Genomic DNA, 24,555 nt, shown 5'->3' with positions numbered 1-24,555 from the left:
CGCCGCCCATGAGCTTTGATCTTCTCGTCAAGAACGCCAATCTGCCGGATGGACGCACCGGGATCGACATCGCCTGCCGGGGCGGCCGCATCGTGGCCGTCGAAGCCGCGATCGGCGCCGAGGCGGGAACGGTAATCGACGCCGGCGGCCAGCTGGTCTCGCCGCCTTTCGTCGACAGCCATTTCCACATGGACGCGACCCTGTCCCTCGGCCTGCCACGAATGAACCGCAGCGGCACCCTGCTGGAAGGCATTGCGCTCTGGGGCGAGCTGAAGGAGATCCTGACGGTCGAGGCGGTGGTCGAACGGGCGCTGAAATATTGCGACCTGGCGGTCTCCCAGGGCCTGCTGGCAATCCGCACCCATGTGGATGTCTGCGATGACCGGCTGACCGGCGTCAAGGGCCTGCTCGAGGTCCGCGACAGGGTCCGGGACTATATCGACCTGCAGCTGGTGGCCTTTCCGCAGGACGGGTTCTACCGCTCTGCCAACGCGGAAAAGAACCTTCTGGCGGCTCTGGACATGGGTGTCGACATCGTTGGCGGTATCCCGCATTTCGAGCGCACGATGGACGACGGCGCCAGATCCGTCGCCCGGCTGTGCGCCATCGCGGCGGAGCGCGGACTCATGGTGGACATGCATTGCGACGAGACCGACGACCCCATGTCGCGGCACATCGAGACACTTGCCTTCGAGACACAGCGCCTCGGGCTGCAGGGGCGGGTTGCCGGATCACATCTGACCTCGATGCATTCCATGGACAACTACTATGTCTCCAAGCTGCTGCCGCTGATCGCGGAAGCGGAGATCCATGCGATTGCCAATCCGCTGATCAACATCACGCTGCAGGGCCGGCACGACAGCTATCCCAAACGCCGCGGCCAGACCCGCGTGCCGGAATTGCGGTCCCACGGCGTCAATGTGGCCTTCGGCCATGATTGCGTGATGGACCCCTGGTATTCCATGGGCTCCGGCGACATGCTGGAAGTGGCCAGCATGGGGCTGCATGTGGCCCAGATGACCAGCCGGGACGACATCCGCTACTGCTTCGAATGCGTCACCAGCCACCCCGCGAAGGCGATGGGGCTGGAAGGCTACGGGCTGGAGACCGGCTGCAGGGCGGATTTCGTGCTGCTGCAGGCCCGCGACACCATTGAGGCAATCCGCCTGAAAGCGACGCGCCTCAAGGTCGTCAAGGGCGGCAGGGTAATCGCCTCGACACCTGCACGCACGGCAGCGCTGGAGCTTCCCGGTCGCCCGGCGACCGTCAATTCCTCCGAGTATGCCCCGATCGAGTCCTGAACGGAAATCCGGTCCACCGGAAAGCGGGAGAAGACCGAGGAGGCGCCATCCCGGATCAGCCCTCGGTCACTTCCGGTTCCGCAGGTTTCACCCCGGCAGCTCCCAGACCCGGCCATTGCGCGCGGATTGTTCGATGGCATGGATCAGCCGATGCGCGGCCAGGGCTTCACGCCCCGTTATCGCCGGCGAAACACCACGGCGAACCGCATCGGCGAAGTTTTCGAGAACGGACTGATGCCATTCATGGGTGAAGGCCATCGGATCGGCCCCACCACCGGTGGCGCTGCCCGCTCCGAAGGTTTCGGTGTTTCCGTCCCGCCAGCGGACGGTGAGAATGCCGCCGGCCAGATGCAGGCCGGCCTTCTCGAAATGCAGGGAGAGAGATTCGGGCGAGCCGGGAAAGCTGCAGGTGCTCGCGGTGAAGGATCCGATCGCGCCATTGGTGAACTTGAGTCCGGCTACGGCGAAATCCTCCGCCTCCATCTTGTGGAAGAGGCTCGTCCCCGTGAGCGCCTGCACCCGGCTCACCGCGCCGGTCAGCGACAGCATGAGATCGATGGTGTGAATGGCCTGGCTGATCAGCACGCCGCCGCCATCACGTTCGTAGGTCCCGCGCCCCGGTTCGTCGTAATAGGACTGGTCGCGCCACCAGGGCACGGCAACCTCGACCGCACCGAGCCGGCCCAACCCGCCGTCTTCGATCAGGCGCCTGGCGCTCAGGGAGGCTTCCCGGAAGCGGTGCTGGAAGACAATGCCAAGGTGGATGCCGGCATTCTCGCACAGGTCGACAACGGCTTCCGCCTCCGCCAGAGTGCGCGCCACCGGCTTTTCCAGAAGGATATGCCTGCCGCTGGCGGCGATCGGGCCGATCAGGTCCAGCCGCACATTCGCCGGGGTCAGGACGACCACGGCATCCACCGTGTCATCGGCGATCAACTGGTCCAGATCCCGGTAGACCCGCGGTGCGCAGGGATAGTTATCCGGCACCCCCTCCAGCAGCGTCTCTGCCCGCTCCGCCCTTCTGGAGAGAACGCCGCGCAGGATCACATGGTCACGCGCGTGGTCGATGGCCGCCAGATGGGTTCCCGCGACCATTCCGGCACCAATCAACGCCACCCCCAGTGGCGGCGAACCGCGTTTTCCGGCAACGTCCATCTGTTCCCCCCAGGCCAGATCCAGCTATCGGATACCGGTATACCGGCAAGTCACCCGGAGGACCAGCAGACATGTATCAGCCTGACGAGCGGCGGAAAACCGGCTTGCAGGACAGCTCCGCCACGGCAATCAGGCTTCAACGATCCGCCCTCTCAAACCAGCAAACCGCCCAACAGGGGCGGCTTGCCGAGGGAGGAACCATGAAAGACAGGACACTCCGGACGCGTTGAGGGCAGCCGGTGCCGGACGGATCAGAGGGTCAGCAGGGCACGGGCATTTTCGTGACAGACCTTCGCGCGCGTGCTGTCGTCAAGAGGAGCCCGCTCGATCCAGTCACCGGCCTCGGCCGCCTGCTCGAACGGATAGTCGACCGAAAACAGCACCCGGTCCTCGCCCATCATGTCGAGGGCGCAGCGCAGGGGCGCGTCGGCGCACATGCCCGAGGTGGTCACCCAGATATTGTTCCTGAAATACGCGGACGGATCCTTTTCCAGACGCATGGATCCCCGATTGGAAATCTCCCAGCGGCTGTCGAGCCGCCACATCAGGTAGGGCAGGCATTCACCGAGATGGCCCAACACCAGCTTCGCACCGGGATAACGGTCGAAGGTGCCGGAAAAGACCAGCCTCAGCGCATGGGTCGCCGTTTCCACCGTCCAGGACCAGACCGGGCCCCAGAGCTCGGGATGGCCGGCGTACATATGCACCTGCTCGGGCGGGTTGTTCGGGTGAATATAGACCGGCACCTGCAGGTGCGAGACCCGCTCCCAGAAGGGTGCGTAGCGGTCGTCGTCCAGATAGGTGCCACCGGTCTGACCGTTGATCATCGCGCCCTGCATGCCAAGCTGGGTCACGCAACGGTCCAGTTCGTCGGCCGCCGCGGCGGGATCCTGCATCGCAAGATGGGCGAAACCGCCGTAACGGTCGGGCTGTTTCGCCATTTCCGCAGCCAGAAAGTCATTCACCTGACGTGCCAGACGCACAGCCGTTTCGGTGCGCTTTTCCGCCTGGACACCAGGTCCTGCGAGGGACAGGACGGCTTTTTCCGCGCCGATGCCGTCCATGGCGTCAAGACGCATCCCGCCGAAATCCTCAAGCGCGGTCCGCGCCTTGCCGAACAGGTCCGGGCTGATATTCGGCGCGGTCGTCGCCCAGTAGTCGACGAAATCCGGGTGCATGAAGTGTTCTTCGAGGAGGATCTTCGGAGTCAGGGTCATCGCGGGGTCTTTCACAGTTCGAAAATCTTCTTGTCAGTCTTGTGCAGGCAATCGCTGACACCGTCCGCGGTGATCAGGTAATTGTCGCAGATCACCGCGAAGACCCGACCGTCGTCGTATCCGGGGTGAACGGCCAGGCACATGTTTTCCACAAGCGGCATGGTTTCGTCGCGGCGGATCAGCGGCCGCTCCACCATCTCGCAGCCCTGGCCATGGGCATAGAGCCGGATCTCCGGCGGCAGTCCGCGCGCCTCCATCCAGGCATCATGCGCCGCAGCGATCGAAGCCGGGGCCGCGCCCGGTTTCATCAGCGAAAGCGTGTGCTCCTGGGCCTCCTTCACGTTCGCGAAGGCCTGCAGCAGATGATCGTCGGCCCTGCCCAGCACCATGGTGCGGGCAATCTCCAGATAGAGACCGCCGGGACCGTTGATCTCGATCAGCAACGACATGTGATCGCCGGGCTGGATCTCGCGGGTCTGGAAGGGCCGGTTCATGAATCTCGACGGCTGGCCGAGGGGCGCGGAGAGGCCCAGATAGATGCCCTGATCGGATCCGAGCCGGCGACCGACGGCTTCCGCATGGGCTGCCACGTCGCGGTCGGTCAGACCCGGCCGGATGAAGTCGCAGACTTCCTCGAAGACCTTGTCCTGCAGCGCGGCAACCTGGCGGACAAGCGCGACTTCCTCCGCGCTCTTGACCGCCTTCACCCGGTCGAGCGCATCGGTGGCGTCAACCGGCTCGAACACGGCTTCCAGCGCGCGCATCAGACCGTGCGGCAGTGCCGCCGGGCAGAGCGTGCCTACCCGGCTCGCGCCGGCCTCCATGAGCGCGGCCACCACCAGTTCGCTGTCGTAATCGATGGTGTAGTCGACCGTATGGAAGGACGGCGTTCCCAGCACCCGGCCGACACCCCGTGTCGGCATGGCAAGCGGATCCGTTTTCCGGTCGGTGTCGAAAGCCCCCATCTCGACCACGGTCATCGGCCGGTCCGCGAAAAGGATCACCGTGCGCGGATAGCCGTTGTTGGCGGGAACATCGGTCAGCCAGCGGACATAGCCGCCCATCCAGTCCTCGCGGGCCTGGCAGACCAGAGCGTCCAGTTCCAGATCTTCCATGACGCCGCGCGCCAGCGCCTGGCGCCGGTCGAGTTCGCGCGCCGAAATCGGTGAATTGGTCATCGGTCCAGCCTTCCTTTCAGGGCTGCCACGCCGCCTTTTGCGTAGTCGGCCATGTTCGCCACGAGGATCGGCAGCGCCTGCTCGCGGTAGACGTCGGAGAATCCTCCGATATGCGGCGTGACGATCAGGTTCGGCAGGTCCCACAGGGGATCGTCCGGCGACAGCGGCGATCCGGAGAAAACGTCCAGCGCAGCCCCGGCGATGCGCCCGGCACGCAAGGCCTGCGCCAGGGCCTCCTCGTCGAGACAGCCACCGCGGGAAATGTTGACCAGGATGCCGGTGGGCTTCATGGCGGCAATCACCGCCGCATCGACGATGTGATGAGTCTGTGCGCTGTAGGGTGTCAGCAGGATGAGGAAATCCGCTTCGCCGGCCGCTTCGGCAAGCCTGTCGCGCGGGAAGACCTTCGCAAAGCCCGGCGCTTCGCTGCGCCCGCCGGACACGCCGGTGACGGTCATGCCGAAGGCGGCAAGAATACCGGCGAGATGCTCCGCAATAGCCCCCAGGCCAACGATGCAGGCCGTACGCCCGCTCAGGATCGGCTGCGGCCAGCGCTCCCATACATGGGCTTTCTGGTTGGCCAGCATCTTCGGGAAATTGCGTAGTGCGGCGAGCATCGTCATCACGGCCAGCTCCGACATCTGCGGACCGTGAATGCCGTGGCAGTTGGTGATTGCGACGTTTTTCAGCCCCTTGAGATTGTCCACCCCCGTGGTCAGCGCCTGGATCCATTCCAGTTTTTCGCAAGCGGAGATGAGCTTCGGGCTGAGATAGGGCGCGAGCCCGACCAGAACCGTGGCATCGCCGGCGAGCGATAGCGCCTCGTCTTCGGAGGTGGCGGACTTGAAGTCCAGATCCGGCACGGCTTCGGCCAGTCTGGAGGCATAGAAATCGGCATTCGATTCCAGGATCAGGATCGACATCGGGTCCTCAATACAAGATGGATGGCAGCCAGAGCGCCAGTGACGGGATGGCAAACAGGATGGCGATCAGAATAACCGGCGCGAGCAGGAACGGCAGGATCGCCCGGTAGAGTTCCTGCATGCGCACCTCTGGCATCTGGGCGCGAATGATGAAGAGATTCATGCCCACAGGTGGCGTGATCAGACCGAGTTCGACCAGCAGCGCTACCAGCACGCCGAACCAGACCGGATCGAAACCGAAACCGGCGACGATCGGCAGGAACACGGGCACGGTGATCAGCACCATGCCGATGCCTTCCAGGAAGCAGCCGAGCACGATGTAGATGACGACGATGATCGCCATCACCTGCCAGGCCGCCAGGTCCGCGGACTGGGCCAGCGCCAGCAAGGTGTCCGGCAGCCGGGTCTGGACCACGAAATTGGCAAAAAGCGTCGCACCGATGATGATCATGAAGAGCGCGCAGGACACCAGAACGCTGGCCCTCACCGCGTCGAAGAGACCCGTTATCGTGAGAGATCTGCGCATGAAACCCAGAACGGCCGCCCCAAAGGCTCCGACGGAGGCAGCCTCCGTCGGGCTGAACAACCCGGCATAAATCCCTCCGATCGTGAGAACGAAGAGCACCACGAACTGCCACGGCCCCTTGAGCGCCCTGACCCGTTCGCGAAAGGAAGCAGCGGCTTCGTCGGGCACGGCGGAGCCGCGATGGGCCACGACAAGCGCCACGGCGACATACAGAAGGAGCAGGACAAGACCCGGCAACATGGAAGCGGCAAACAGGCGCGCCACCGAGGTTTCGGTGATCGAGCCGTAGATGACGAGAATGATGGATGGCGGGATCAGGATCCCGAGCGACCCGCCCGCGGCGACGGAAGCGGCGGCGTAGCCTTCCTGGTAGCCCGCGCGCTTCATTTCCGGCATGGCGATCCGGGTCATGCTGGCAGCGGTGGCGACGGAGCTGCCGCAGATCGCACCGAACGCTCCCGATGCCGCCAGGGTGGCAAGACCGAGGCCGCCGCGCACACCGGACAGAACCACACGCGCGGCATTGAAGAGTTCCGCCGACATGCGCGACCCCGTGGCGATTTCGCCCATGAGGATGAACAGGGGCACGACGGAGAGATTGTAGCTGGAGGCAACGTCGAACATCGTGGTGCCGGCGATGAATTTCGCCGACATCAGGCTGTTGAGGATCCAGTTGCCGGCAAGCCCGATGACCCCCAGCGCCAGCCAGACCGGCTGCCGCAGGAACAGCAGGACCAGCATCAGGCCAATGCCGCCGAGACCGAGGACAAAACTGCTCACAGCCCGCCCTCTTCATCCGGAGCGGGGGGCGCCTTGCGAAGCGACTGGCGGAGCTGCAGCAGGTAGGCCCAGAAAATGCCGACCAGACCTGTGAAGGCGATGAGCCACAACGGCCATTTCGGAAGGCCCAGCTCAAGCGAACGTTCGCCCCAGCGCCAGGCATCCATTGCCGGCGCGAACATCGCCCAGCCGAAAAAGGCAAACAGGAAAACGCCCGTCAGAGCCGCGATGACCGCGAGCAGCCGAAGAACCGCCTGAGGCAAAAAGGCATCGGCCAGATCGATGACGATCTCTCCCCGGCGGGCGACCACCGGCGCGATGCCGAACATGGTCATGACCAGCAGCGCGATGCCCACCACGTCATAGGCCCCCTGGATCGGAAGGTTGAAAACGGCACGCAACACGATGTCGCCGACCACGACAAGCATCATCACGACCAGTGCGATCCCTGCAATCAGATGCATGATGCGGGTCACGAGGTCAGTCTTTTCAGAATTTTCAAGCATCAGACGCGCCTTTCAGCCGATGTCGCGGCCCGCCACCGGGCGGACCGCGAGGTCATCATTTCGTGTAGGCCTCGAGGAAGGCCGCCGCCTTGTCGCCCGCACTTTCCTTGCCGCGTTCGACAATGGAGGCGAAGGTCTCGTGCAGGCTTTCGATCTGCCCGTCATTCAGCTTGACGATATCGACACCGGCATCGACCATATACTTGCGCCCGTGATCCTCGCCCTCATCCCAAAGGGCGCCGAACCATGCGGCCCGGTCCGGACCGGTCGTCTCGTCGATCAGCTTCTGCATCTCGGGGGACAGGCGGTCATAGGCCGCATCGCTCATCACGACGGCGAAGGTCGCCGATGCCAGGCCCGGTTCCATCGAGTATTTGACCACCGGCCCCAGGTCGAACGCCATGGTCGCCTCGAAGGGGAAGGTGGCACCGTCAACAATGCCCTTCGAAATGGCTTCCCCGGTTTCGGCCGGTGGAACCGGCACGGGCGACGCGCCCAGCGCTTCCACGATCTGCTGCCAGGTGGAGCCGGCATAGCGCAGACGAAGCCCCTTCAGGTTGCCGAGATCACTCGGATCGGCATTGGCCAGATTGACCTTGAGCGGCGGGGTCACCGCCACCCAGAGAATGCGCGTTCCCTCATGCTCGGCGGCAAGATATTCGGGCGCGAGTTCCGTCAGCCGGCGCGAGGTGATCGCGCTTGAATCCCCTGCGGAGGGATGCGTCAGGGGCAGTCCGGCCAGTTCCGTCATCGGAAAACGTCCCGGCGTGACCGCGTGCAGGAAAATCGCGATATCCGCAACGCCGGAGCGGACGATGTCGAACTGGCGGGGTGCCGGTCCGAGCTGGCTGGCCGGAAACACTTCCAGTTCCAGTTCGCCGCCGGACTTGTCCGCAAGCTCCTCACCCCAGGTATTGATCGCCTTGACGAAAGTATGCACCGGCGGCAGGAACGTGGTCACCTTGAGCGTTTCGGCCATGGCCGGACCGGTGAACATTCCCGCCATGAGCACCCCGGCGGCTGCTATCGGTTTCAGATTTCTCATAATAGTTCTCCTCCCAATTCACCGCGGGCATGGCCCGCCGTTCTTCCGCCCGGGCCGGGCGGAAAATTCTTACTGCGTTTCGTCGGCAAGCGCCTTCCAGCGTCGCGCCAGTTCGGGCCAATGCGCAGCTCCACCGGACCGCATGGTCTCGGCGGTGCCTGGCGGCACGTGATCGGCGATACCGCTGGCATAGGCCGGAAGAGCCTTCCAGGTGTCGAGCCAGGGACCGACCCGGGCAAACTCCTCCTCCCAGAAGCCGCCGAATCCCAGCCTGTCCAGACGGTCGACATAGGCGACAAGCGCGACGTCGGCGATGCCGACCCGGTTGCCACCCAACCACGGGCCTTCTTCAAGCTCGGCCTGCATGTCGACAAACAGGCGCCGCAGATGCACCAGGGCTTGCCCCACATAGGCGGAAGCGAGCCCGTTCAGGATCAGGTCCTTGCGCTTTTGCCCCATGATCGGGTCGGGAAATTTCGCGGCCAGGGCGTCGATCTCGTCAGGGGTCTTTTCGGCAAGGAGCTTCTTGCGCATCGCCGTCGAGAAACTGAGGGTGTTGATCGCCGCATGAATGGCCAGGCAGCGCAGCAGCCAGTGCTCCGCGCGCACCCTTCCCGCCGGTTCGGAGGGCATCAGCTGTGCGCCGAAATGCTCCCGGTCGAGATAGGCAAGGATCAGGCTCGATTCGACGACGACGAGATCGCCATCGACCAGCGTCGGCACCACCGCATCGGGGTTCAGTTTCAGATAATCAGGTTCAAACTGGTCGCCCGCCTGAAGGTTCAGCATGCGGCTTTCATAACGAAGCCCCATGAGGGCAAGGCCGACCCGGACCTTCTGGGAACAGACGCTGGTCGGTGCGTGGTAAAGCGTGAGCATGGCTAGCCTTTCAGAAATTTACCTTGTCACCACCCTTGAGGCCGAGCAATTCGCGCGCCTCTTCGGGTGTTGCCACTTCGCTGCCGAGTTCCTCCACGATCCGGAGTATCTTGGCAACCTGCTGGGCATTGGAATCGGCGAGCTTGCCGCGGCTGATGAGCAGACTGTCCTCGAGACCGACACGGACATGCCCGCCCATCTGACTGGCGGTGGTGGCCATCGGGATCTGGGCAACCCCCGCCGCCAGAACGGACCAGCGATAGTCGTCGCCGAACAGCTTGTCGGCAGTCTTCTTCATGAAGACCAGATTGTCGATATCCGCACCGATGCCGCCGAGAATGCCCATGACGAACTGGATGAAGATCGGCGCCTTGAAGAGCCCTGCATCCATGCAGAATTTCAGGTTGTAGAGATGGCCGACATCGTAGCATTCATGTTCGAACTTGATGTCATGCGGAGCCAGGGTCTCGGCGGCCTCGCGAATGTCCTTGAAGGTATTGCGGAAGATATTGCCGTCGGAGTTGGCGACATAATCGCGCTCCCAGTCGAACTTCCAGCTGTCATACCGGCCGGCGAGCGGATGGAACGAGAAGTTCATGCTGCCCATGTTCATCGAGCACATTTCCGCACTGAAGGTGGCGGCGGGCCTGATCCGGTCCTGAATGGAGAGCGTGAGCGATCCGCCGGTCGAGATGTTGACGACCGCATCGGTCGCCTGCTTGATGCGTGACAGGAACGGCGCGAAATCGGCCGGGTCGACGGAGGGCGCCCCGGTCTCGTTGTTGCGCGCATGCAGATGCAGGATGGACGCCCCCGCTTCCGCGGCATCGATCGCCTGCCGGGCGATGTCGTCGTAGGTGTAGGGCAGCGCATCGGACATGGTCGGGGTATGGATTGCCCCGGTGACCGCGCAGGTTATGATGGTCTTGTTGCGTTTGCGAGCCAATGCCGCCTCCCTTTTCAAGTCTTGTCTTTCACCACTCGCCGCGACAGCGGGAACAGTTCCAGGCCGGTGTGCTCCTTGAGCATTCCCCAGAGCCCTTTCGGGGCCTTGAGCATCACCACGATCGCCACGGCCCCGAGGATCAGCAGATAGGTGGAGCCGAGATCGGCCAGGGTTTCACGAAGCAGAAAGAACACGATCACGCCGAGGATCGGTCCCTCCAGCGTACCGATGCCGCCAATCACCACGATGAAGATCACGAAGGCCGTCCAGTCGTTGACGCTGAAGGCGGCATCCGGCGAGATCCGCAGCTTTTGCAGGAAGATCAGGGCGCCGGTCATCGCCGTCAGACCGGCCGTGATGAGATAGACGGCAAACTTGTGCCGCCAAATGTCGATGCCGAAACTCTGCGAGGCCAGTTCGCTGTCGCGGATGGCGGTCAGGGCCAGTCCGTTGCGCGAACGCAGCAGTGCATAGATCACCACCAGCACCAGCACGGCCATGCCCAGAGCCATCCAGTATGTGGTCGCCTCGCGCATGGACCGGCTGGAGGCGATCGATTTCACCAGGGCAACCGGCAGGCTGGTTCCCGAGCCGCCTCCGAGCGCGGAGATCTGGGCAAACGACAGGCGGAAGACCTCGGCAATCACCCAGGTGCCTATGGCAAAATACGCCCCGCGCAGACGGAAGATCAGCAGGGCGACCGGAACAGCCACCAGCGCGCCCAGAAGGCCGGCCAGCGGAATGGCCGCAAGCGGCGACATGCCGGCAAAGATCGCCAGGGCGAACAGCATGTAGCCGCCGAAGCCGACGAACGCCTGCTGGCCGACCGAGACCAGTCCCGCATAGCCGGCGAGCAGATTCCACAGGCACGCCAGGGACAGATAGAGGAACACCTCGCTGAGAAGGCGCATGTCGGCGCGTCCGGCCCACAGGGGCGCCGCGGCCAGACCGACCAGAACCAGCAGCCCGACAACCGCCGCGACCAGGCTGGTTTTCGAGGATCGTGAAATCGAATATGTGCGTTCGGTTGTCATCAGTCGATCCTGGGAAACAGGCCACGCGGGCGGACAGCGAGCACGAAGAGAAAGGCGATGTGACCGGCAAGCAGCTGCCAGCCCGGATTGATCTGGGCGCCGATATTCTGGCTGACGCCGAGAATGATGCCGCCGATCAGCGTGCCCCACAGGTTGCCGAGGCCGCCGATGATCACCGCCTCGAAGCCGAAGATCAGCCGGCCGGGGCCGATCGACGGGTCGAAACTGGTGCGGATGCCGAGAAACACGCCGGCAATGCCGACAACCGCCAGGGACAGGGCCATGGCGAGCCCGAAGATATGGGCCTTGTTGAGCCCCATGAGCTGGGCGATGTCCTGCTTGTCGGACACCGCCCGGAAGGCCCGCCCGAGCGACGAGTGGTAGAAGATCCACTGCAGACCGGCGATGACGGCCACCGCCACGGCGAACATCAGGATCGGCAGAACGCCGACATTGAGACCGCCGGGCAGCGACAGGCTTGCGGTTTCAAGGGCTCCGGCACTCATTTTCTGCGGATCGGCGCTGTAGATTTCCAAAAGGCCGTTCTGGATGATCACCGACAGGCCGAAGGTCACCATGAGCGGCGGCAGGATGTCGTCCCCCAGGGTGCGATTGAGGATGCCGCGCTGAAGCACGTAGCCGATGGCCGCCATCACCGGGACGACCAGCGCCAATGCCACCAGGGGCGACAGGCCAAGCGTGGTGGTGATTGTCAGCCCGAGAAACGCGGCCAGCACGATGAAATCGCCATGGGCGATGTTGACCAGCCGCATCACGCCGAAAATCAGCGACAGGCCGGCTGCGAACAGCGCGTATAACCCGCCGAGCAGAACTCCCTGGACAATGGCGTTGACCCAATCCATCTCAAACTCCGAAATAGGCGGCGCTGATGGCGTCGCGAGTCAGGTCCTGCGGCCGACCCTCGAGCGAAACCCGGCCTTCCTGCAGGCAGTAGACCCGGCTCGACACGCTCACCGCCTTGGCGATGTCCTGTTCCACGATGATCGCGCTCATGCCCTCGCCGATGATGGTCGGCAGCGCTTCGTAGATCGACTTGATGATGATGGGCGCAAGGCCGAGACTGATCTCGTCGAACAGCAGAATGTCCGGATTGGACATCAGCGCCCGTCCGATCGAGACCATCTGCTGCTGACCGCCGGACAGCGAGGTCGCCGGGACATTCCGGCGCTCCTTGAGGACTGGAAACAGGTCGTAGACCTTCTCCAGGGACCAGGCTCCGCTGCGCCCCACCTGGCCACCGATGATCAGGTTTTCCTCGACGGACAGGGACTGGAACAGCTGGCGGCCTTCCGGAACCATCGCGATCCCCAGGCGGGCGATCTGGTCCGCCCTCAGGGCGCCGATGGACCGGCCCTTCCAGGTCACCATCTGCGGCTGGTTGGTCAGAAGACCCGTGATCGAGCGCATCAGGGTGGTCTTGCCGGCCCCGTTGGCGCCGATGATGGCGATGACCTCTTCGGGATAGACGTCGATCGACACCCCGAAGAGCGCCTGAAAGTCGCCGTAGCAGGCCTCGAGGGACCGGGTGGAGAGAACCGCGTCAGCCATCGGCAATCACTCCCATGTAGATTTCCTGGACCGCCTGACTGGACATGGTTTCCTTCGGATCGCCATCGGCGATCTTCCTGCCGAAATCGATGACGATCAGCCGGTCGACGACGGACAGCAGTGCATGGACGATATGTTCGATCCAGATGAGCGACAGGCCGGTCCCGCGGATTGTGTTGATGGTCGCGACCAGGTCGTGACACTCCTTTTCCGTCAGGCCGCCGGCGATTTCATCGAGCAGAAGCACCTGGGGGCGCGCGCAAAGGGCCCGGGCCAGCTCAAGCCGCTTGCGCCCGAGCAGGGTCAGGCTGCCGGCCGGCTCATTGGCCTTGTCGATGAGGCCGGTGAGCTCGAGCACTTCAAGACAATGGGCATTGGCGGAGGCGAGCGTGTTCCGGGTTCCGTGGGTGGCCGCCACCAGGGTGTTTTCAAACACCGACATCGCCGAAAACGGCTGCGGAATCTGAAACGACCTGGCAATGCCGGCACGGCAGCGCCGCGCCACGCTCTGCCGGGTGACATCACGGTCCTTCAGCAGGATCTGCCCCCGGTCGGCGGGAATCGTGCCGGTGATCAGGTTGAACATGGATGTCTTGCCCGCCCCATTCGGCCCGATCACGCCGATGGCCTCGCCATGGCCGAGTTGAAAGCTCAGCTCATCGGCGACGGTGATGGCGCCATAGGCCTTGGAAACGCCCTTGAGTTCCAGAACAGCAGTCATTCAAATCCGCGCCTTGTTGTCTGACCTGGAGACGCACGGCAACAGGCCGTGCGTCTTGTCCGGTTAGCCGAGGAGCTTCAACGTGCCCGTCGTGGGAATTTCCGGCGCGCTGTGATTGGATGTAATCACCAGCTCCATGCCATTGGCTCCCTTCTGCCACTGGCCGGCGACCAGAGGTGTCTTGGAGACATTCTTGACCGGACCGAAGTTCCAGTTGACGTGGCCGACGACCGTCGCCAGATCCGTGGCCGAAACCGCTTCCAGAATGGCGTTCGGATCATCGAGATCGGCACTGCGGCGGATCACGTCGGTGGTCACCTCGAACAGCGCGTGCTTGAAGCCGATCGGCTGGGTCCACGGACGTCCGGAGGCAGCCGTGTATCCGTCGGCCAGCTGTTTCGCCGTCATTCCGGTCAGGGACGAGGAGAACGGATGATCCGGCGTCCACCAGATTTCCGAGGTCAAGCCGTCACCGCGGTCGCCCAGGGACTCGATGAACGAGGGGAACAGCAGCGCCTTGCCGAGCGTGGCGACCTTGGGCGCGAAGCCCTGTTGGGCCGCCTGCGACCAGAAGGTGGCGAAGTCCGGCGAGATCATGTTGCCGGTGACGATCTCGCAACCGGCAGCCTTGAAGGCCGAAATCTGCGACGAGAAGTCATCGGTGAGCGGCTGATAGCGGCCCGGATCGGTCAGTTCGAAGCCGCTGCCGATCAGGGCAGGCGGGAAGCCGTGGATCTCATCGCCCCAGGCATTGCCGTCGGCATCGTTGGGGAACAGGCCGCCGACCTTGCGCTCGACACCGCTTTCCTCCCACATGCCGAGGAATGCCTTGATGACGTCCTCGAGCCCCCAGAAGAAGTGGTAGGTAAAGTCGAAGCCGGTCGCCGGGTCGCCGTTGCGGCCGAAGAAATAGGGCTGCCAGGGGCAGTCGGTGGTGATGCAGGGCACCTCGTTCAGTTCCGCCTGGTCCGACACCGGATTGGTCGTGTCCGGGGTCGAGGCGGCGACGATGATGTCCACCTCGTCGCCGAGGATCAGCTCCGAGGCCACTTCCGCCGCGCGGTTGGGGTTCGACTGGCTGTCCTTGGAGATGATCTCGACCTGATAGGTCCTGCCGTTGTTTTCAATCCCGCCGGCCAGCGCCTTGCGGACACCTTCAAGGACGTAGTCATCGGCCTCGGCGAAACCGGCCAGCGGTCCGGTGCGCGGACTCACGTGACCGATCCTGATCACCGGGTCGGCCGCATAGGCGCGTGTGCGTGTCAGAATGGCGGGCGCCGCCAGTCCGACCGAAGCTCCGGCCAGGAACGTGCGGCGATTGATACCTTCAGTCTTCCAAAATAGCGTCATGGTCTTCCTCCCAGATGCGCTTGGTACGGCAGGCTGTCAGTCGGGTAGAATCGTCTCGAGCCTCCGCAGATGAGTGGCTACACGCTGGCGGACGTCCTCCATCGCCTCCGGCGTCCAGCTCATGAAACCCTCGCCACTCTTCATGCCAAGCTTCCCTGTTTTCACGAGGTCGCGCAAATAGGGCGAGGGGGTTGGCCGGTTATCCAGGTCGGCCAGCACGTTTTCATGGATATCGAGTGTCAGATCGGTGCCGACGAGATCGGCATTGGCCAGCGGCCCGAGCACCGACAGACGGCGCCCGAAACTGGCATTGACCACCTGATCGACGGCTTCCGCGGTGCAGACCCCGCTCTCGACCAGATAGATGGCTTCCCGCCACATGGCATGCTGAAGGCGGTTGCCGATGAAGCCGGCCACGTCCTTCTCGACACGAACCGGCGTTTTTCCGACGGACGACAGCAGGGCGACCGTCGCTTCGATCGCGGCTTCCGCGGTCCATTCGGTGCGGATGACCTCAACCAGGGGAATCATGTGCGGCGGATTCCACCAGTGCGTTCCCAGCGCCCGTGTCCTGTCTTCCAGATCGGACACGATGGTCGTGATCGGAATGACGGATGTATTCGACGCAAGGATCGCGTCTGACGGTGCGAACCGTTCGACTTCCCGGAAGAGGCCCCGCTTCAGATCGGGCTTTTCCGGAGCCGCCTCGAACACGAAACCCGCGTCGGCGACACAGGTTGCGATCTCCGGATCCGGCGCGATACGCGACAGGGTTTCATCGATCTCCCGGGATTCGGCCCCCATCGCCCCGAGACTGGCCGACACCCGTGCGTGCAGGGCGTCCAGACCGGCCGAAGACGGGTCATAGACCCGCACGCCGTGCCCGGCCCGGGCAAAGGTCAGGGCGATACCGTGCCCCATGAGACCGGCTCCCAGAACAGCGATGTTGGGTGTTCCTGCCATCTTCAGCCCGCCGTGTATCCGCCATCGGCATAAAGGATATGCCCGGTGTAGAAATCGGAAGCGCGCGAGGCGAGGAACAGCAGGGGACCGATCAGGTCTTCCGGCTCGCCGAGACGCCCCTTGGGCACACGGGCGAGAAATCCGTCCCGGAAGCCCCTGGCCTTTTCGTTGTCCTCGAACATCCAGGCGGTCAGCGGCGAGCGGAACACGGTCGGCGCGATGGCGTTGACCGTGATGTTGTCTTCACCGAGCTCGCAGCCCAGCGCCTTGGTGATGCCGTCGACCGCCGCCTTGGAGGCGCAATAGGCGGTATAGCCTGCCGGATGTCCCAGCAGCCCGCGCGCGGAAGAGACCAGCACGATCTTGCCGCCGTCCGACTGCGTCTTCATCTGCCGTGCGGCAGCCCGCGCCAGAAGCCATGACTGGGTCACATTGGCATTCATGACGTTTTCGAAATCGGCCGGGGTCAGGTCTTCGATCTTGGCAACCTTGTTCATGCCGGATGCCACGACCAGCACGTCGAGCGCGCCGAAACGCTCAACCGCGAGGGCGACCAATTGATCGCATGCGGCCTCGTCGGACGGGCGTATGCTCATCGAGGCGACCTCGGCGCCAAGAGCCTCGCAATCGGTCACGACCGCCTTGAGAGCCGCCTCATTGCCAGCCGCAAGCACCAGCTTGCAGCCAGCCCCGGCGAGCGCCCTGGCGGCGACCGCGCCGAGTGCGCCGGAAGCGCCCGTGATCAGGGCCACCTTGCCCGACACGTCGAAGAGACCGAGGGGATTGGTCCAGCTGTCCGTCATCAGATTGCCTCCGGCGGGTAGGGTACGACGACCAGCATCTTGCAGACGTGGTTCGACCTGTTCTCGATCCGCCGCACCACCCCGGGCGGGATGGTGCAACTGTCCATGGCGCGCAGCACTTCGCACCCGCCGTCCCACTCGATGGTCATTTCGCCATCGAGCACGACATAGACTTTTTCAAAGGGTGTTGAATCGGGCCCGGCACCTCCGCCCGGCAGGAACTGGGAGAAGCCGACCCACTGATTGGTCGGTCCTCCCTCTTCGAAACCCTGCAAGCGGAGCCCGTGGACGCCCCAGTGATTGGGGGCCTCATAGGCCTGCGCTTCCTCGAAACGCTTGATATGCATTGCGCTCCCCTCCCGTGGATCGCAAGTTCATGGAAAGCCGCCGCTTCGGGCGGCAGCGGCTCAGAAGTTCTCGCCGGCCTCGATCCGGTATTTCTGTCCCTTGTCGATCATGGCGACAAGACGGATGATACAGCCGTCGCCGCGGTCCCAGTTCCAGGGAAAGAATGCAAAGGTGCAGCGCTTGCCGGTGACCGCATCGAGATCGCCGCCGACATTCTCGATTCCGAGAATTCCGTTGGAAAACAGCTTGTTGTGCACCGGCTCCCACTCCGGGAAGGCCTCGTCCCAGGCAATGCCGCCGGACCATTCCTTGTACTCGTCCGCCAGATGCGGCAGCAGCGGGCCGTTGCGATGCGGACCGATGGCGGTTGCCAGCGGGTGATCGTTGGCCTGCGTGTCGTGACCGACGACCTTCACGCCCTTTTCGACAATCCAGTCGGCTGCCGAAGGCACCAGACCGGGGCAGTAGGGGAAATAGTCGCCGTCGTCATAGACCTTGTGCCAGCCGGTATTGATGATCAGGACGTCGTTCTTCCTGATCGCATGGCCGCAGGCCTTTTCAAGGTCGTCAGCAGTGATCTGCTCCCATTTCTTCTTGGGGACGGACACAACGAGACCCGAGCCGAAGAAATGCGGCAGCGGCACTTCGTCGATGAACGGCGTTCCCTGCACCACATGCGCGGGCGCGTCGATGTGGGTGGTCACATGCATCGTCGTGGTGATCGTCTGGCTCAGAACACCGGACTTGGCCATGTAGTGCATGCGCTCGATCTGAACGTCCCGGAAATAAGGCCAGTTTGGGCACTGGTACCCGAAGCGGTGGCTGAGGTTGTAGAACTCCAGCCCCATGTCGTTTTCGGTATTCGACTGGAACTCGATGCCGCGGATTTCAACCATTTCGCAATACTCCTCCCTGCACCGCCGAAGCGGTGTTGCGATACTGATGACTATGTTTCCTAGTGACAGATATCAATGACACTGTTTCGCATGATGGTACATATGCACCGCATGGCAGTCAATAATTATTTGCATCCCAGGCCACTTGTACCGTATGGTGGGACATTCCCATCTCCACAAACCAAAAAAGAACCGGCTGTCACATCATGAGCGCAGAAGAAACCTCCCTCGGCACCGAGCCAGATCGGGGCCGTAACGGCATTCAGGTCATTGAACGGGCCGCCAAGATCCTGAGATCCCTGAAGGAGGACCAGTCGGGCATGAGCCTCGGCCAGATCGCCGAGGCGGTCAGCCTGCCGCGCTCGACCGTGCAGCGCATTGTCGGCGCGCTGCAGAAGGAGCGGCTGGTGATTTCCGGCGCCAATGGCGGCAAGCTCCGGCTGGGCCCGGAGCTGAGCGCTCTGGCCGAGGCCGCCCGCTACAACATTGTCGAATGCTGCCGGCTCCACCTTACGGAACTCTCCCAGGCGACCGGAGAAACGGCCGACCTTTCCGTTCTGCGCGGACCGGCCATGATCTTTCTCGACCAGGTGCCCGGAACCCACCGGCTGCGGACCGTTTCCTCGGTCGGAGAAGCCTTTCCCCTGACGAGCACCGCCAACGGCCTCTCCTGCCTTGCCCTGCTCGACGACACGACAGCCCGGGATCTGGCGCTCACGGAATGGAGCCGCCAGGGTATCAAGCGTGACCTGTCCACGTTCATGGAGACCCTGGCCGAAGTCAGGAAGAACGGTCTTGCCTATGACCTGGATGAACACACCCGCGGCATCTCGGCCATCGGTTTCGCCTTCCGGGACTGGTCCGGCGACATTCATTCGATCTCCGTTCCCGTGCCCTCGACCCGCTTCAAGGAGATCCGTCCCAAGGTGGAAGCGACCCTGCGGCTGACGGCAAAGCATGTGGAGCGCATGATGGAACAGGATCGTCCGGACACGACGCCGTAGCAGGCACCAATCCATATTGGGGCGATTTTCTGCGCCGTTAAAAATATCGATATTAATTATTGTAAGATAAAAATGTCGTTGTTATGGTTCCCTCATAGGGAGGATCCATACAATGTCACTCAATCTGAAAACCATCGCGGCCGCCGCTCTGTTCAGCGCGGCCGCCATGACCGCACAGGCGGAAGAATACCGCATCGGAACCGCCAGTGTCGGCGGCGCCTTTTTCCCGATCGGGCAAAGCATCTCCAATCTGGTCAACGAATATGCCGGGGACGACCTGAGCATGGTGCCCATCGTCACCCAGGGATCGGTGCAGAACCCGCGTCTCGTTTCCGCCGGAGAGGTGGAACTGGGCATCACCTCCGCCAACCTGGCGGCCGACGCAGTTGCCGGTCGCGGTGCCTATGACGGAAACCCGATGGACCTGCGCGCGCTCGGCCCGCTTCATCCCAGCGTGCTCCACATGGTCGTGCCGGCCGGATCGGATATTCAAAGCTTCGGAGACCTGCGCGGCAAGCGTGTCGCTGTCGGGCCGGCCGGAGGCGGGACGCTCGGCTTCCTGAACAATATCATGCCGATTCACGACATGACGCTTGACGACATCACCCCCAGCTTCCTGAGCTACGGGGACGGCTTCAGCCAGTTGTCCGACGGCGCGGTGGATGCCGCACTCGCCCTGTCCGGCTATCCGGCCGCCGCGGTCATGCAGGCCGCTGCCTCGGGAAAGCTCCGCATGATCACTTTCGAGGCGGACAAGCTGAAAGAGATCCTGGAACAGAACCCGGCCTACAGCACCTATGACATTCCTGCGGATGTCTACGGCATGGACGCCGATTCCGGCGTGCTCGGCGTGACCAACATGCTCATCGTCAGTGCGGACATGCCGCCGGAAAAGGCCGAAGCGATCACCGCCGCGATCTACGACCATCTCGACGAATTCGCAGCGGAGAACGCCAACGCCAGGCAGATCGACAAGAGCCGGGCCAGCAGCCTGTCCATCGACCTGCACGAGGGCGCCGCCGCCTATTTCGGCGACTGATCGCTCCCGGCACGGGGACAGGCTCCCCGTGCCCTTTTTCCCCTGAAGACCCAAGCGCCAGAGTCCCTCATGAGCCAGCCAGCCCGGCACTTCCGGAAACCCTCGATCCTGACCGCTGTCGCCTTCCTGTTCGGCGCCTACCAGCTGCTTGTGGTTTCGGGATTCGTGTCGATCTCGACGATGGAATTGCGCCTGACCCACCTGATGTTCGCCCTGACGATCCTCTTCGCCCGCCAGCCGGCGGCAACGCGCCTGGCGCACAGCCGGATCGCGCGCGGGATCGACATGGTGCTGATCGGCGCCGGCATTCTGGCGAGCCTCTGGCTGCTGTCACGCTGGAAGGCCATTGCCTTCAGCGGCGGCATGACAACCGCAAACGACTATTACGCGGGCATCGTCATCGTTGTCCTGGTCTTCGAGGCGGCGCGGCGCGGCGTGGGAACGGTGCTTGCCGTCATCGCCGGACTGTTTTTCGCCTATCCCTTCTTCAGCCCCTATCTTCCTGGTATCCTGCAGGGACGCGGCTACGGGTTCGAGCGGGTTGTCGCCTTCCTGACGACGGATACCCAGGGCATTTACGGAATTCCGGTGGGGGTCGCGGCCACCTATATCGTCACCTTCACCATATTCGGAGCGCTGCTCTCGCGGCTGGGGGCCGGAGAGTTCTTCTTCGAAATCGCCAGCCGGCTGACCCGCGGGCTGCGGGCCGCAAGCGCCAAGTCCGCCGTTCTCTTCTCGGCGCTGATCGGCATGGTGTCGGGCTCCGCCGCCGGCAATGTCGCCGTCACCGGCACCTTGACGATCCCCCTGATGAAACGCGAGGGCTACCAGCCGCATCAGGCCGCGGCCATCGAGGCGGTGGCCTCGACCGGCGGCCAGATCATGCCGCCTGTGATGGGCGCCGCGGCATTCATCATGGCCGAGGTCGTGGGCGTCTCCTATCCGCAGGTCATGGCGGCAGGCCTGCTTCCGGCGATCCTCTTCTTCGCCACGGTCCTGTTCGTCGTTCATCTGCGCGCGGTCAAAAGCGGAATCACGGCAGCACCGGCGGACCAGACCGACGACCGCCCCATGGCCAAGGTTCTCTGGAACGGTCTGCCCTTCATCCTGGCCTTCGCCCTGCTGATCGGGCTGATGCTGTGGGGATATTCGCCCTTCAAGGCCTCCCTGTGGGCAATGGTGGTGCTGATCGCCGCCACGGCCCTGACCCGGCGCATGGGCGGGGCCGATCTCCTGCGCCAGATCGCCGGTGCGATCGTGGACGGGGCGAACGGGGTCGTGACCATTTCGGCGGCCTGCGCCGCGGCCGGCATCATCGCCGGTATCCTGGGCATGACGGGCCTGGGCTCCAAGATCGCCGTGCTGATCGACATGGGCGCCGGCGGCAACCAGATCATCGCCCTGATGCTGACCATGGGGGCCTCGATCATACTCGGCATGGGCCTGCCGACGACGGCTGCCTATCTGATCCTGGCAACGGTGGTTGCGCCCGCGCTGGTAAAGATGGGCATTCCGCTGCTGACCTCCCATTTCTTCGTCTTCTATTTCGGCTGCATCTCCACCATCACGCCGCCGGTCGCCCTGGCGGCCTATGTTGCCGGAGGCATCGCGGGAGCGGATATCAACCGCTCGGGATGGACAGCCGCCGCCTATGCGGCTCCGAGCTTCATCCTGCCCTTTGCCTTCTGTTTCGGTCCGGGGCTGCTGCTTCAGGGAACGCTCCCGGAAAATCTCATGGCCGTGATCACGGGCATGCTTGGTGTCGGAGCGATCGCTGTTGCCGTCATCGGTGTCATTCAGGACAGGATTTCCCCTGTGGCGCGTGGGGCGGCAGCCCTGGCCGGCGTGCTGTTGCTGCTGCAGCATCCGCTGAGCGCCGGTCTGGGTCTTTGTCTGCTGGCCGCGCTCTGGGCCGTCTCCCACTTCCAGCTTCGCAAAAAACGCGACTTATTCAGAAGGAACGAAACATGAGAGAATTTCGGCGGGTCGTCACTGGACATGATGCCGGCGGCAAGGCGATCATCGAGAGCGATACGGTCGCGGCCCAATATCTCGAACGACCGAACCGGCCGGGCGTACGGCTGACGAATTTCTGGCTCTCGGACGGAACTCCGGCGGAATATGACGGACCGACCGAGACCTGCACCGGCGACTTCATCCTTCATCCGCCCACCAATGGCAGCGTTTTCCGCTGCGTGGAATTCAAGCCGGAAGATCCCGAGGTCCTGGCGGGCCTCGACGGCCGTGCCGCATTTGCCGAAATGGGCGCAGCCGCCAATATCGTCGAGGACGCGCGCCATCCCTTCATGCATCGCACCGACAGCCTCGACTACGCGATCATTCTGACAGGGGAGATCTGGATGCTGATGGACGCGCCCGAAGACGACGTGCTGCTCAAGGCCGGCGACGTGGTCATCCAGCGCGGCACCAATCATGCCTGGTCGAACCGGGGCAGCGAAACATGCATCATCGCCTTCGTTCTTGTCGACGCTGTCACGCGCCGGGACGCCGCCGAAGACGACCGGCGGGGAATTCCGTCCCGCAACCGGTCCTGACTGTGGGCAACTCCGGGGCAGCCCCCCTCGTTCCGGGCTGTCGCTTGCGAACACCCGACCCGGTGAATATGGTGCGCCCGGGCTTCCAGCCTCAGGATTTTTCAGGATAATTTCAAAATGGATACAGTTGCCCAGTCATCGATCATCTCGGCCACGCAAACGGCCTATTCCGCGCTTCGCCAGATGATCGTGACCGGGGAACTGCGCCCGGGCGAGAAACTCAAGATCGAGAATCTCAAGGAACGTCTTGAAACCGGCGCCTCCCCCATTCGCGAAGCGCTGAGCCTTCTGGTTTCGGACCAGCTTGTCGAACGGCTCGACCAGCGCGGCTTTCGCGCCGCGCCCGTCAGCCATCAGAACTTCAGCGAGATCCTGATGCTGCGCTGCGCGCTGGAGGACATGGCCCTCAGGCAGAGCATTGCCCATGCGGATGACGCCTGGGAGGAAACCATCGTCCTGGCCCATCATCGCATGGCCCGGGTCGATCCGGCCGACATTCCGGTCTTCGAGGAGCTGCACAAGACCTTCCACATGGCCATGCTCGCGAACTGCGCTTCACCGATCCTGCTGCGCTACTGCAGCCAGCTTTACGACCTGAACGTCCGCTACCGGTATCTTGCGGGCCGCTCGCAGAATTACGGCACCCGCGACGTTCCCGGGGAACACCGCGAAATTCTGGAAGCCGCGGTGGCGCGCGATGCCGACCTGGCCTCCAGCCGGCTGCGCAGTCACTACCAGCAGACAGGAGAATTCCTGCGCCAGTCCTCCGAGGTTCCGGGGGCCTGATACCAATCGCGGTGATCAAGGCTTTGCTGGTTTCCGCTCCCCTGCGCTTCCCGGGAGTCGGGCCGGGCATCCGCTGGTCAATGGAACTCAGATTTTTCCGGGATGAATTGTACAGTTCCGAACCAATTCGGAAAACAGATCTGATGGCAGGCTGGAACCGCGAAAGGGTCTTGAAAATTCTCGCGCGGCATATCTCCACAGATAGGCATCATCTCCCTTGATCTTTGCAACCCGTGGAGAATGTTCGCCAATGAAAAAGCCAAGGTTCAATTCGGAGAACGAGTAAATACGATCGAACTTGATGCCGCCCACATCAGGTTGCTCAATGCGGTACATGCAGGTTGATTCGGGGTCGATGTCTGCGAATTCCCTTTCCAGAGGAGAGGTCAACGCAACATATGTGCCCAACGTCACGGCGGGAAACGCCCCGCCCAGAACAGTAAACGCAATCGTCCATTGCTCGTGTAAAATCAGACTCATTGCCAGGTAGTTGAGCAATCCGATCCCCGCCGAGATATCAGCCCATTGGTTGCCGTACCGCCCTCCGGTCCCGGGAAAAGCATCTATCAAGCCGAAAACCGCGCACACCAGCATCAATAGCAGGAAGAAAATATTCAGGCCAAAGAGCCGAAACTGCCCGGAACTCAGAATAAGAACAAATGCAAATAGATTGATCAGATAGCCGGCGTTTCTAGCTGTGGATGCTGCCTGTGCCGCCCAGGTTTTGTCGTCCACACAGAAGAAAATATAAATTATCAGGGACGCCGCGACGGCCATAGCAAGCCAAACCACTGTGCGCAACAGAAAAATTTTTGACACCATTCGCGTTGTTCCCGCACAGTCCTGCGTTTGGCCCAGTGTGGTTTCCAAAGAGGTTGATCATTGATTTTGGTGCAAACGGCTGATCGGAAGTTTCCCAATTTGAACGCGATTACCGCGCTGAAATAGCGTTAAGCAACAAAAACCTATACACTCCACCCTCTTGCCAAAACAATTCACGCAGAACAAAATTATTCTAGACGGACAAGATG

Annotated in this window: 25 protein-coding genes; 6 read left to right on the top strand and 19 right to left on the bottom strand. The window is 63.0% G+C overall.

Going from position 1 to position 24,555, the window contains the following annotated elements:
• The first annotated feature begins 8 nt into the window (after nt 1–8).
• The gene (locus DCO57_RS07565; protein ID WP_116698276.1) at nt 9–1,301 is read left to right on the top strand and encodes an amidohydrolase family protein; all 1,293 of its coding nucleotides are present in this window, start codon (nt 9–11) and stop codon (nt 1,299–1,301) included.
• 87 nt (nt 1,302–1,388) lie between these two features.
• Here DCO57_RS07565 and DCO57_RS07560 read toward each other — a convergent pair whose 3' ends face one another.
• From DCO57_RS07560 to DCO57_RS07475, 18 genes are all read right to left on the bottom strand, one after another.
• Nucleotides 1,389–2,456: a Gfo/Idh/MocA family oxidoreductase gene (locus DCO57_RS07560; protein WP_116698275.1), complete on the bottom strand. Its 1,068-nt coding sequence runs from the start codon at nt 2,454–2,456 to the stop codon at nt 1,389–1,391.
• A gap of 251 nt (nt 2,457–2,707) precedes the next feature.
• A complete protein-coding gene (locus tag DCO57_RS07555; RefSeq protein ID WP_116698274.1) occupies nt 2,708–3,673 on the bottom strand; it encodes an amidohydrolase family protein in 966 nt (321 codons plus the stop codon).
• An 11-nt stretch (nt 3,674–3,684) separates the two neighbouring features.
• The gene (locus DCO57_RS07550; RefSeq protein ID WP_116698273.1) at nt 3,685–4,851 is read right to left on the bottom strand and encodes a M24 family metallopeptidase; all 1,167 of its coding nucleotides are present in this window, start codon (nt 4,849–4,851) and stop codon (nt 3,685–3,687) included.
• Nucleotides 4,848–5,774 carry a D-2-hydroxyacid dehydrogenase gene (locus DCO57_RS07545; protein ID WP_116698272.1) on the bottom strand — a complete coding sequence of 309 codons (927 nt, stop codon included), beginning with the start codon at nt 5,772–5,774 and terminating at the stop codon, nt 4,848–4,850. Before DCO57_RS07545 ends, DCO57_RS07550 begins: the two co-directional genes overlap by 4 nt.
• Before the next feature lie 7 nt (nt 5,775–5,781).
• A complete protein-coding gene (locus DCO57_RS07540) occupies nt 5,782–7,080 on the bottom strand; it encodes a TRAP transporter large permease (RefSeq protein ID WP_205756104.1) in 1,299 nt (432 codons plus the stop codon).
• A complete protein-coding gene (locus tag DCO57_RS07535) occupies nt 7,077–7,586 on the bottom strand; it encodes a TRAP transporter small permease (protein WP_116698271.1) in 510 nt (169 codons plus the stop codon). The genes DCO57_RS07540 and DCO57_RS07535 overlap by 4 nt, the downstream gene beginning before the upstream one ends.
• A gap of 55 nt (nt 7,587–7,641) precedes the next feature.
• On the bottom strand, nt 7,642–8,631 hold the full coding sequence (locus DCO57_RS07530) for a TRAP transporter substrate-binding protein (protein ID WP_116698270.1): 990 nt from the start codon (nt 8,629–8,631) through the stop codon (nt 7,642–7,644).
• 69 nt (nt 8,632–8,700) lie between these two features.
• On the bottom strand, nt 8,701–9,510 hold the full coding sequence (locus DCO57_RS07525) for a glutathione S-transferase family protein (RefSeq protein ID WP_116698269.1): 810 nt from the start codon (nt 9,508–9,510) through the stop codon (nt 8,701–8,703).
• Nucleotides 9,511–9,520: 10 nt separating this feature from the next.
• Nucleotides 9,521–10,456, bottom strand: coding sequence for a 3-keto-5-aminohexanoate cleavage protein (locus DCO57_RS07520; protein ID WP_116698268.1), 936 nt, complete (start codon nt 10,454–10,456; stop codon nt 9,521–9,523).
• Between the two features lie 14 nt (nt 10,457–10,470).
• Nucleotides 10,471–11,490, bottom strand: coding sequence for a branched-chain amino acid ABC transporter permease (locus DCO57_RS07515; protein ID WP_116698267.1), 1,020 nt, complete (start codon nt 11,488–11,490; stop codon nt 10,471–10,473).
• The gene (locus tag DCO57_RS07510; protein ID WP_116698266.1) at nt 11,490–12,353 is read right to left on the bottom strand and encodes a branched-chain amino acid ABC transporter permease; all 864 of its coding nucleotides are present in this window, start codon (nt 12,351–12,353) and stop codon (nt 11,490–11,492) included. The genes DCO57_RS07515 and DCO57_RS07510 overlap by 1 nt, the downstream gene beginning before the upstream one ends.
• A 1-nt stretch (nt 12,354) precedes the next feature.
• On the bottom strand, nt 12,355–13,059 hold the full coding sequence (locus DCO57_RS07505; protein ID WP_165814681.1) for an ABC transporter ATP-binding protein: 705 nt from the start codon (nt 13,057–13,059) through the stop codon (nt 12,355–12,357).
• On the bottom strand, nt 13,052–13,780 hold the full coding sequence (locus tag DCO57_RS07500) for an ABC transporter ATP-binding protein (RefSeq protein ID WP_116698264.1): 729 nt from the start codon (nt 13,778–13,780) through the stop codon (nt 13,052–13,054). Before DCO57_RS07500 ends, DCO57_RS07505 begins: the two co-directional genes overlap by 8 nt.
• A gap of 63 nt (nt 13,781–13,843) precedes the next feature.
• Complete coding sequence (locus DCO57_RS07495; RefSeq protein ID WP_116698263.1) at nt 13,844–15,130, bottom strand: ABC transporter substrate-binding protein; 1,287 nt, start codon at nt 15,128–15,130, stop codon at nt 13,844–13,846.
• 36 nt (nt 15,131–15,166) lie between these two features.
• Nucleotides 15,167–16,093, bottom strand: a complete 927-nt coding sequence (locus DCO57_RS07490) for a 3-hydroxyacyl-CoA dehydrogenase family protein (RefSeq protein ID WP_116698262.1) — start codon at nt 16,091–16,093, stop codon at nt 15,167–15,169.
• 2 nt (nt 16,094–16,095) lie between these two features.
• Nucleotides 16,096–16,896 carry an SDR family oxidoreductase gene (locus DCO57_RS07485; protein ID WP_116698261.1) on the bottom strand — a complete coding sequence of 267 codons (801 nt, stop codon included), beginning with the start codon at nt 16,894–16,896 and terminating at the stop codon, nt 16,096–16,098.
• Nucleotides 16,896–17,243: a cupin domain-containing protein gene (locus tag DCO57_RS07480; protein WP_116698260.1), complete on the bottom strand. Its 348-nt coding sequence runs from the start codon at nt 17,241–17,243 to the stop codon at nt 16,896–16,898. The genes DCO57_RS07485 and DCO57_RS07480 overlap by 1 nt, the downstream gene beginning before the upstream one ends.
• 60 nt (nt 17,244–17,303) lie before the next feature.
• Nucleotides 17,304–18,140 carry a cyclase family protein gene (locus DCO57_RS07475; protein ID WP_116698259.1) on the bottom strand — a complete coding sequence of 279 codons (837 nt, stop codon included), beginning with the start codon at nt 18,138–18,140 and terminating at the stop codon, nt 17,304–17,306.
• Nucleotides 18,141–18,346: 206 nt separating this feature from the next.
• Between DCO57_RS07475 and DCO57_RS07470 the strand changes: the two genes are divergently transcribed.
• The 5 genes from DCO57_RS07470 (at nt 18,347) to DCO57_RS07450 (ending at nt 23,524) form a co-directional block, all read left to right on the top strand.
• Nucleotides 18,347–19,144, top strand: a complete 798-nt coding sequence (locus DCO57_RS07470; protein WP_116698258.1) for an IclR family transcriptional regulator — start codon at nt 18,347–18,349, stop codon at nt 19,142–19,144.
• Nucleotides 19,145–19,256: 112 nt separating this feature from the next.
• Nucleotides 19,257–20,183: a TAXI family TRAP transporter solute-binding subunit gene (locus DCO57_RS07465; protein WP_116698257.1), complete on the top strand. Its 927-nt coding sequence runs from the start codon at nt 19,257–19,259 to the stop codon at nt 20,181–20,183.
• A gap of 69 nt (nt 20,184–20,252) precedes the next feature.
• Nucleotides 20,253–22,154 carry a TRAP transporter fused permease subunit gene (locus DCO57_RS07460; RefSeq protein ID WP_116698256.1) on the top strand — a complete coding sequence of 634 codons (1,902 nt, stop codon included), beginning with the start codon at nt 20,253–20,255 and terminating at the stop codon, nt 22,152–22,154.
• Nucleotides 22,151–22,738, top strand: coding sequence for a cupin domain-containing protein (locus DCO57_RS07455; protein WP_116698255.1), 588 nt, complete (start codon nt 22,151–22,153; stop codon nt 22,736–22,738). The genes DCO57_RS07460 and DCO57_RS07455 overlap by 4 nt, the downstream gene beginning before the upstream one ends.
• A 117-nt stretch (nt 22,739–22,855) precedes the next feature.
• On the top strand, nt 22,856–23,524 hold the full coding sequence (locus DCO57_RS07450) for a GntR family transcriptional regulator (RefSeq protein ID WP_116698254.1): 669 nt from the start codon (nt 22,856–22,858) through the stop codon (nt 23,522–23,524).
• Nucleotides 23,525–23,611: 87 nt separating this feature from the next.
• Here DCO57_RS07450 and DCO57_RS07445 read toward each other — a convergent pair whose 3' ends face one another.
• Nucleotides 23,612–24,346: a hypothetical protein gene (locus tag DCO57_RS07445; RefSeq protein WP_116698253.1), complete on the bottom strand. Its 735-nt coding sequence runs from the start codon at nt 24,344–24,346 to the stop codon at nt 23,612–23,614.
• Nucleotides 24,347–24,555: the final 209 nt, after the last annotated feature.

Origin of the sequence: Labrenzia sp. 011, from assembly GCF_003075075.1 — a bacterium.
Classification (GTDB): Bacteria; Pseudomonadota; Alphaproteobacteria; order Rhizobiales; family Stappiaceae; genus Roseibium.
The sequence above is the reverse complement of the archived record's forward strand: the minus strand, read 5'-3'. Positions and strand labels throughout refer to the sequence as shown.

What these genes read in the sequence shown, in the direction of transcription:
- DCO57_RS07565 (WP_116698276.1), top strand. Translation starts at nt 9, where the DNA reads ATGAGCTTTGATCTTCTCGTCAAGAACGCCAATCTGCCGGATGGACGC.
- DCO57_RS07560 (WP_116698275.1), bottom strand. Translation starts at nt 2,456, where the DNA reads ATGGACGTTGCCGGAAAACGCGGTTCGCCGCCACTGGGGGTGGCGTTG.
- DCO57_RS07555 (WP_116698274.1), bottom strand. Translation starts at nt 3,673, where the DNA reads ATGACCCTGACTCCGAAGATCCTCCTCGAAGAACACTTCATGCACCCG.
- DCO57_RS07550 (WP_116698273.1), bottom strand. Translation starts at nt 4,851, where the DNA reads ATGACCAATTCACCGATTTCGGCGCGCGAACTCGACCGGCGCCAGGCG.
- DCO57_RS07545 (WP_116698272.1), bottom strand. Translation starts at nt 5,774, where the DNA reads ATGTCGATCCTGATCCTGGAATCGAATGCCGATTTCTATGCCTCCAGA.
- DCO57_RS07535 (WP_116698271.1), bottom strand. Translation starts at nt 7,586, where the DNA reads ATGCTTGAAAATTCTGAAAAGACTGACCTCGTGACCCGCATCATGCAT.
- DCO57_RS07530 (WP_116698270.1), bottom strand. Translation starts at nt 8,631, where the DNA reads ATGAGAAATCTGAAACCGATAGCAGCCGCCGGGGTGCTCATGGCGGGA.
- DCO57_RS07525 (WP_116698269.1), bottom strand. Translation starts at nt 9,510, where the DNA reads ATGCTCACGCTTTACCACGCACCGACCAGCGTCTGTTCCCAGAAGGTC.
- DCO57_RS07515 (WP_116698267.1), bottom strand. Translation starts at nt 11,490, where the DNA reads ATGACAACCGAACGCACATATTCGATTTCACGATCCTCGAAAACCAGC.
- DCO57_RS07510 (WP_116698266.1), bottom strand. Translation starts at nt 12,353, where the DNA reads ATGGATTGGGTCAACGCCATTGTCCAGGGAGTTCTGCTCGGCGGGTTA.
- DCO57_RS07505 (WP_165814681.1), bottom strand. Translation starts at nt 13,059, where the DNA reads ATGGCTGACGCGGTTCTCTCCACCCGGTCCCTCGAGGCCTGCTACGGC.
- DCO57_RS07500 (WP_116698264.1), bottom strand. Translation starts at nt 13,780, where the DNA reads ATGACTGCTGTTCTGGAACTCAAGGGCGTTTCCAAGGCCTATGGCGCC.
- DCO57_RS07495 (WP_116698263.1), bottom strand. Translation starts at nt 15,130, where the DNA reads ATGACGCTATTTTGGAAGACTGAAGGTATCAATCGCCGCACGTTCCTG.
- DCO57_RS07490 (WP_116698262.1), bottom strand. Translation starts at nt 16,093, where the DNA reads ATGGCAGGAACACCCAACATCGCTGTTCTGGGAGCCGGTCTCATGGGG.
- DCO57_RS07485 (WP_116698261.1), bottom strand. Translation starts at nt 16,896, where the DNA reads ATGACGGACAGCTGGACCAATCCCCTCGGTCTCTTCGACGTGTCGGGC.
- DCO57_RS07480 (WP_116698260.1), bottom strand. Translation starts at nt 17,243, where the DNA reads ATGCATATCAAGCGTTTCGAGGAAGCGCAGGCCTATGAGGCCCCCAAT.
- DCO57_RS07475 (WP_116698259.1), bottom strand. Translation starts at nt 18,140, where the DNA reads ATGGTTGAAATCCGCGGCATCGAGTTCCAGTCGAATACCGAAAACGAC.
- DCO57_RS07470 (WP_116698258.1), top strand. Translation starts at nt 18,347, where the DNA reads ATGAGCGCAGAAGAAACCTCCCTCGGCACCGAGCCAGATCGGGGCCGT.
- DCO57_RS07465 (WP_116698257.1), top strand. Translation starts at nt 19,257, where the DNA reads ATGTCACTCAATCTGAAAACCATCGCGGCCGCCGCTCTGTTCAGCGCG.
- DCO57_RS07460 (WP_116698256.1), top strand. Translation starts at nt 20,253, where the DNA reads ATGAGCCAGCCAGCCCGGCACTTCCGGAAACCCTCGATCCTGACCGCT.
- DCO57_RS07455 (WP_116698255.1), top strand. Translation starts at nt 22,151, where the DNA reads ATGAGAGAATTTCGGCGGGTCGTCACTGGACATGATGCCGGCGGCAAG.
- DCO57_RS07450 (WP_116698254.1), top strand. Translation starts at nt 22,856, where the DNA reads ATGGATACAGTTGCCCAGTCATCGATCATCTCGGCCACGCAAACGGCC.
- DCO57_RS07445 (WP_116698253.1), bottom strand. Translation starts at nt 24,346, where the DNA reads ATGGTGTCAAAAATTTTTCTGTTGCGCACAGTGGTTTGGCTTGCTATG.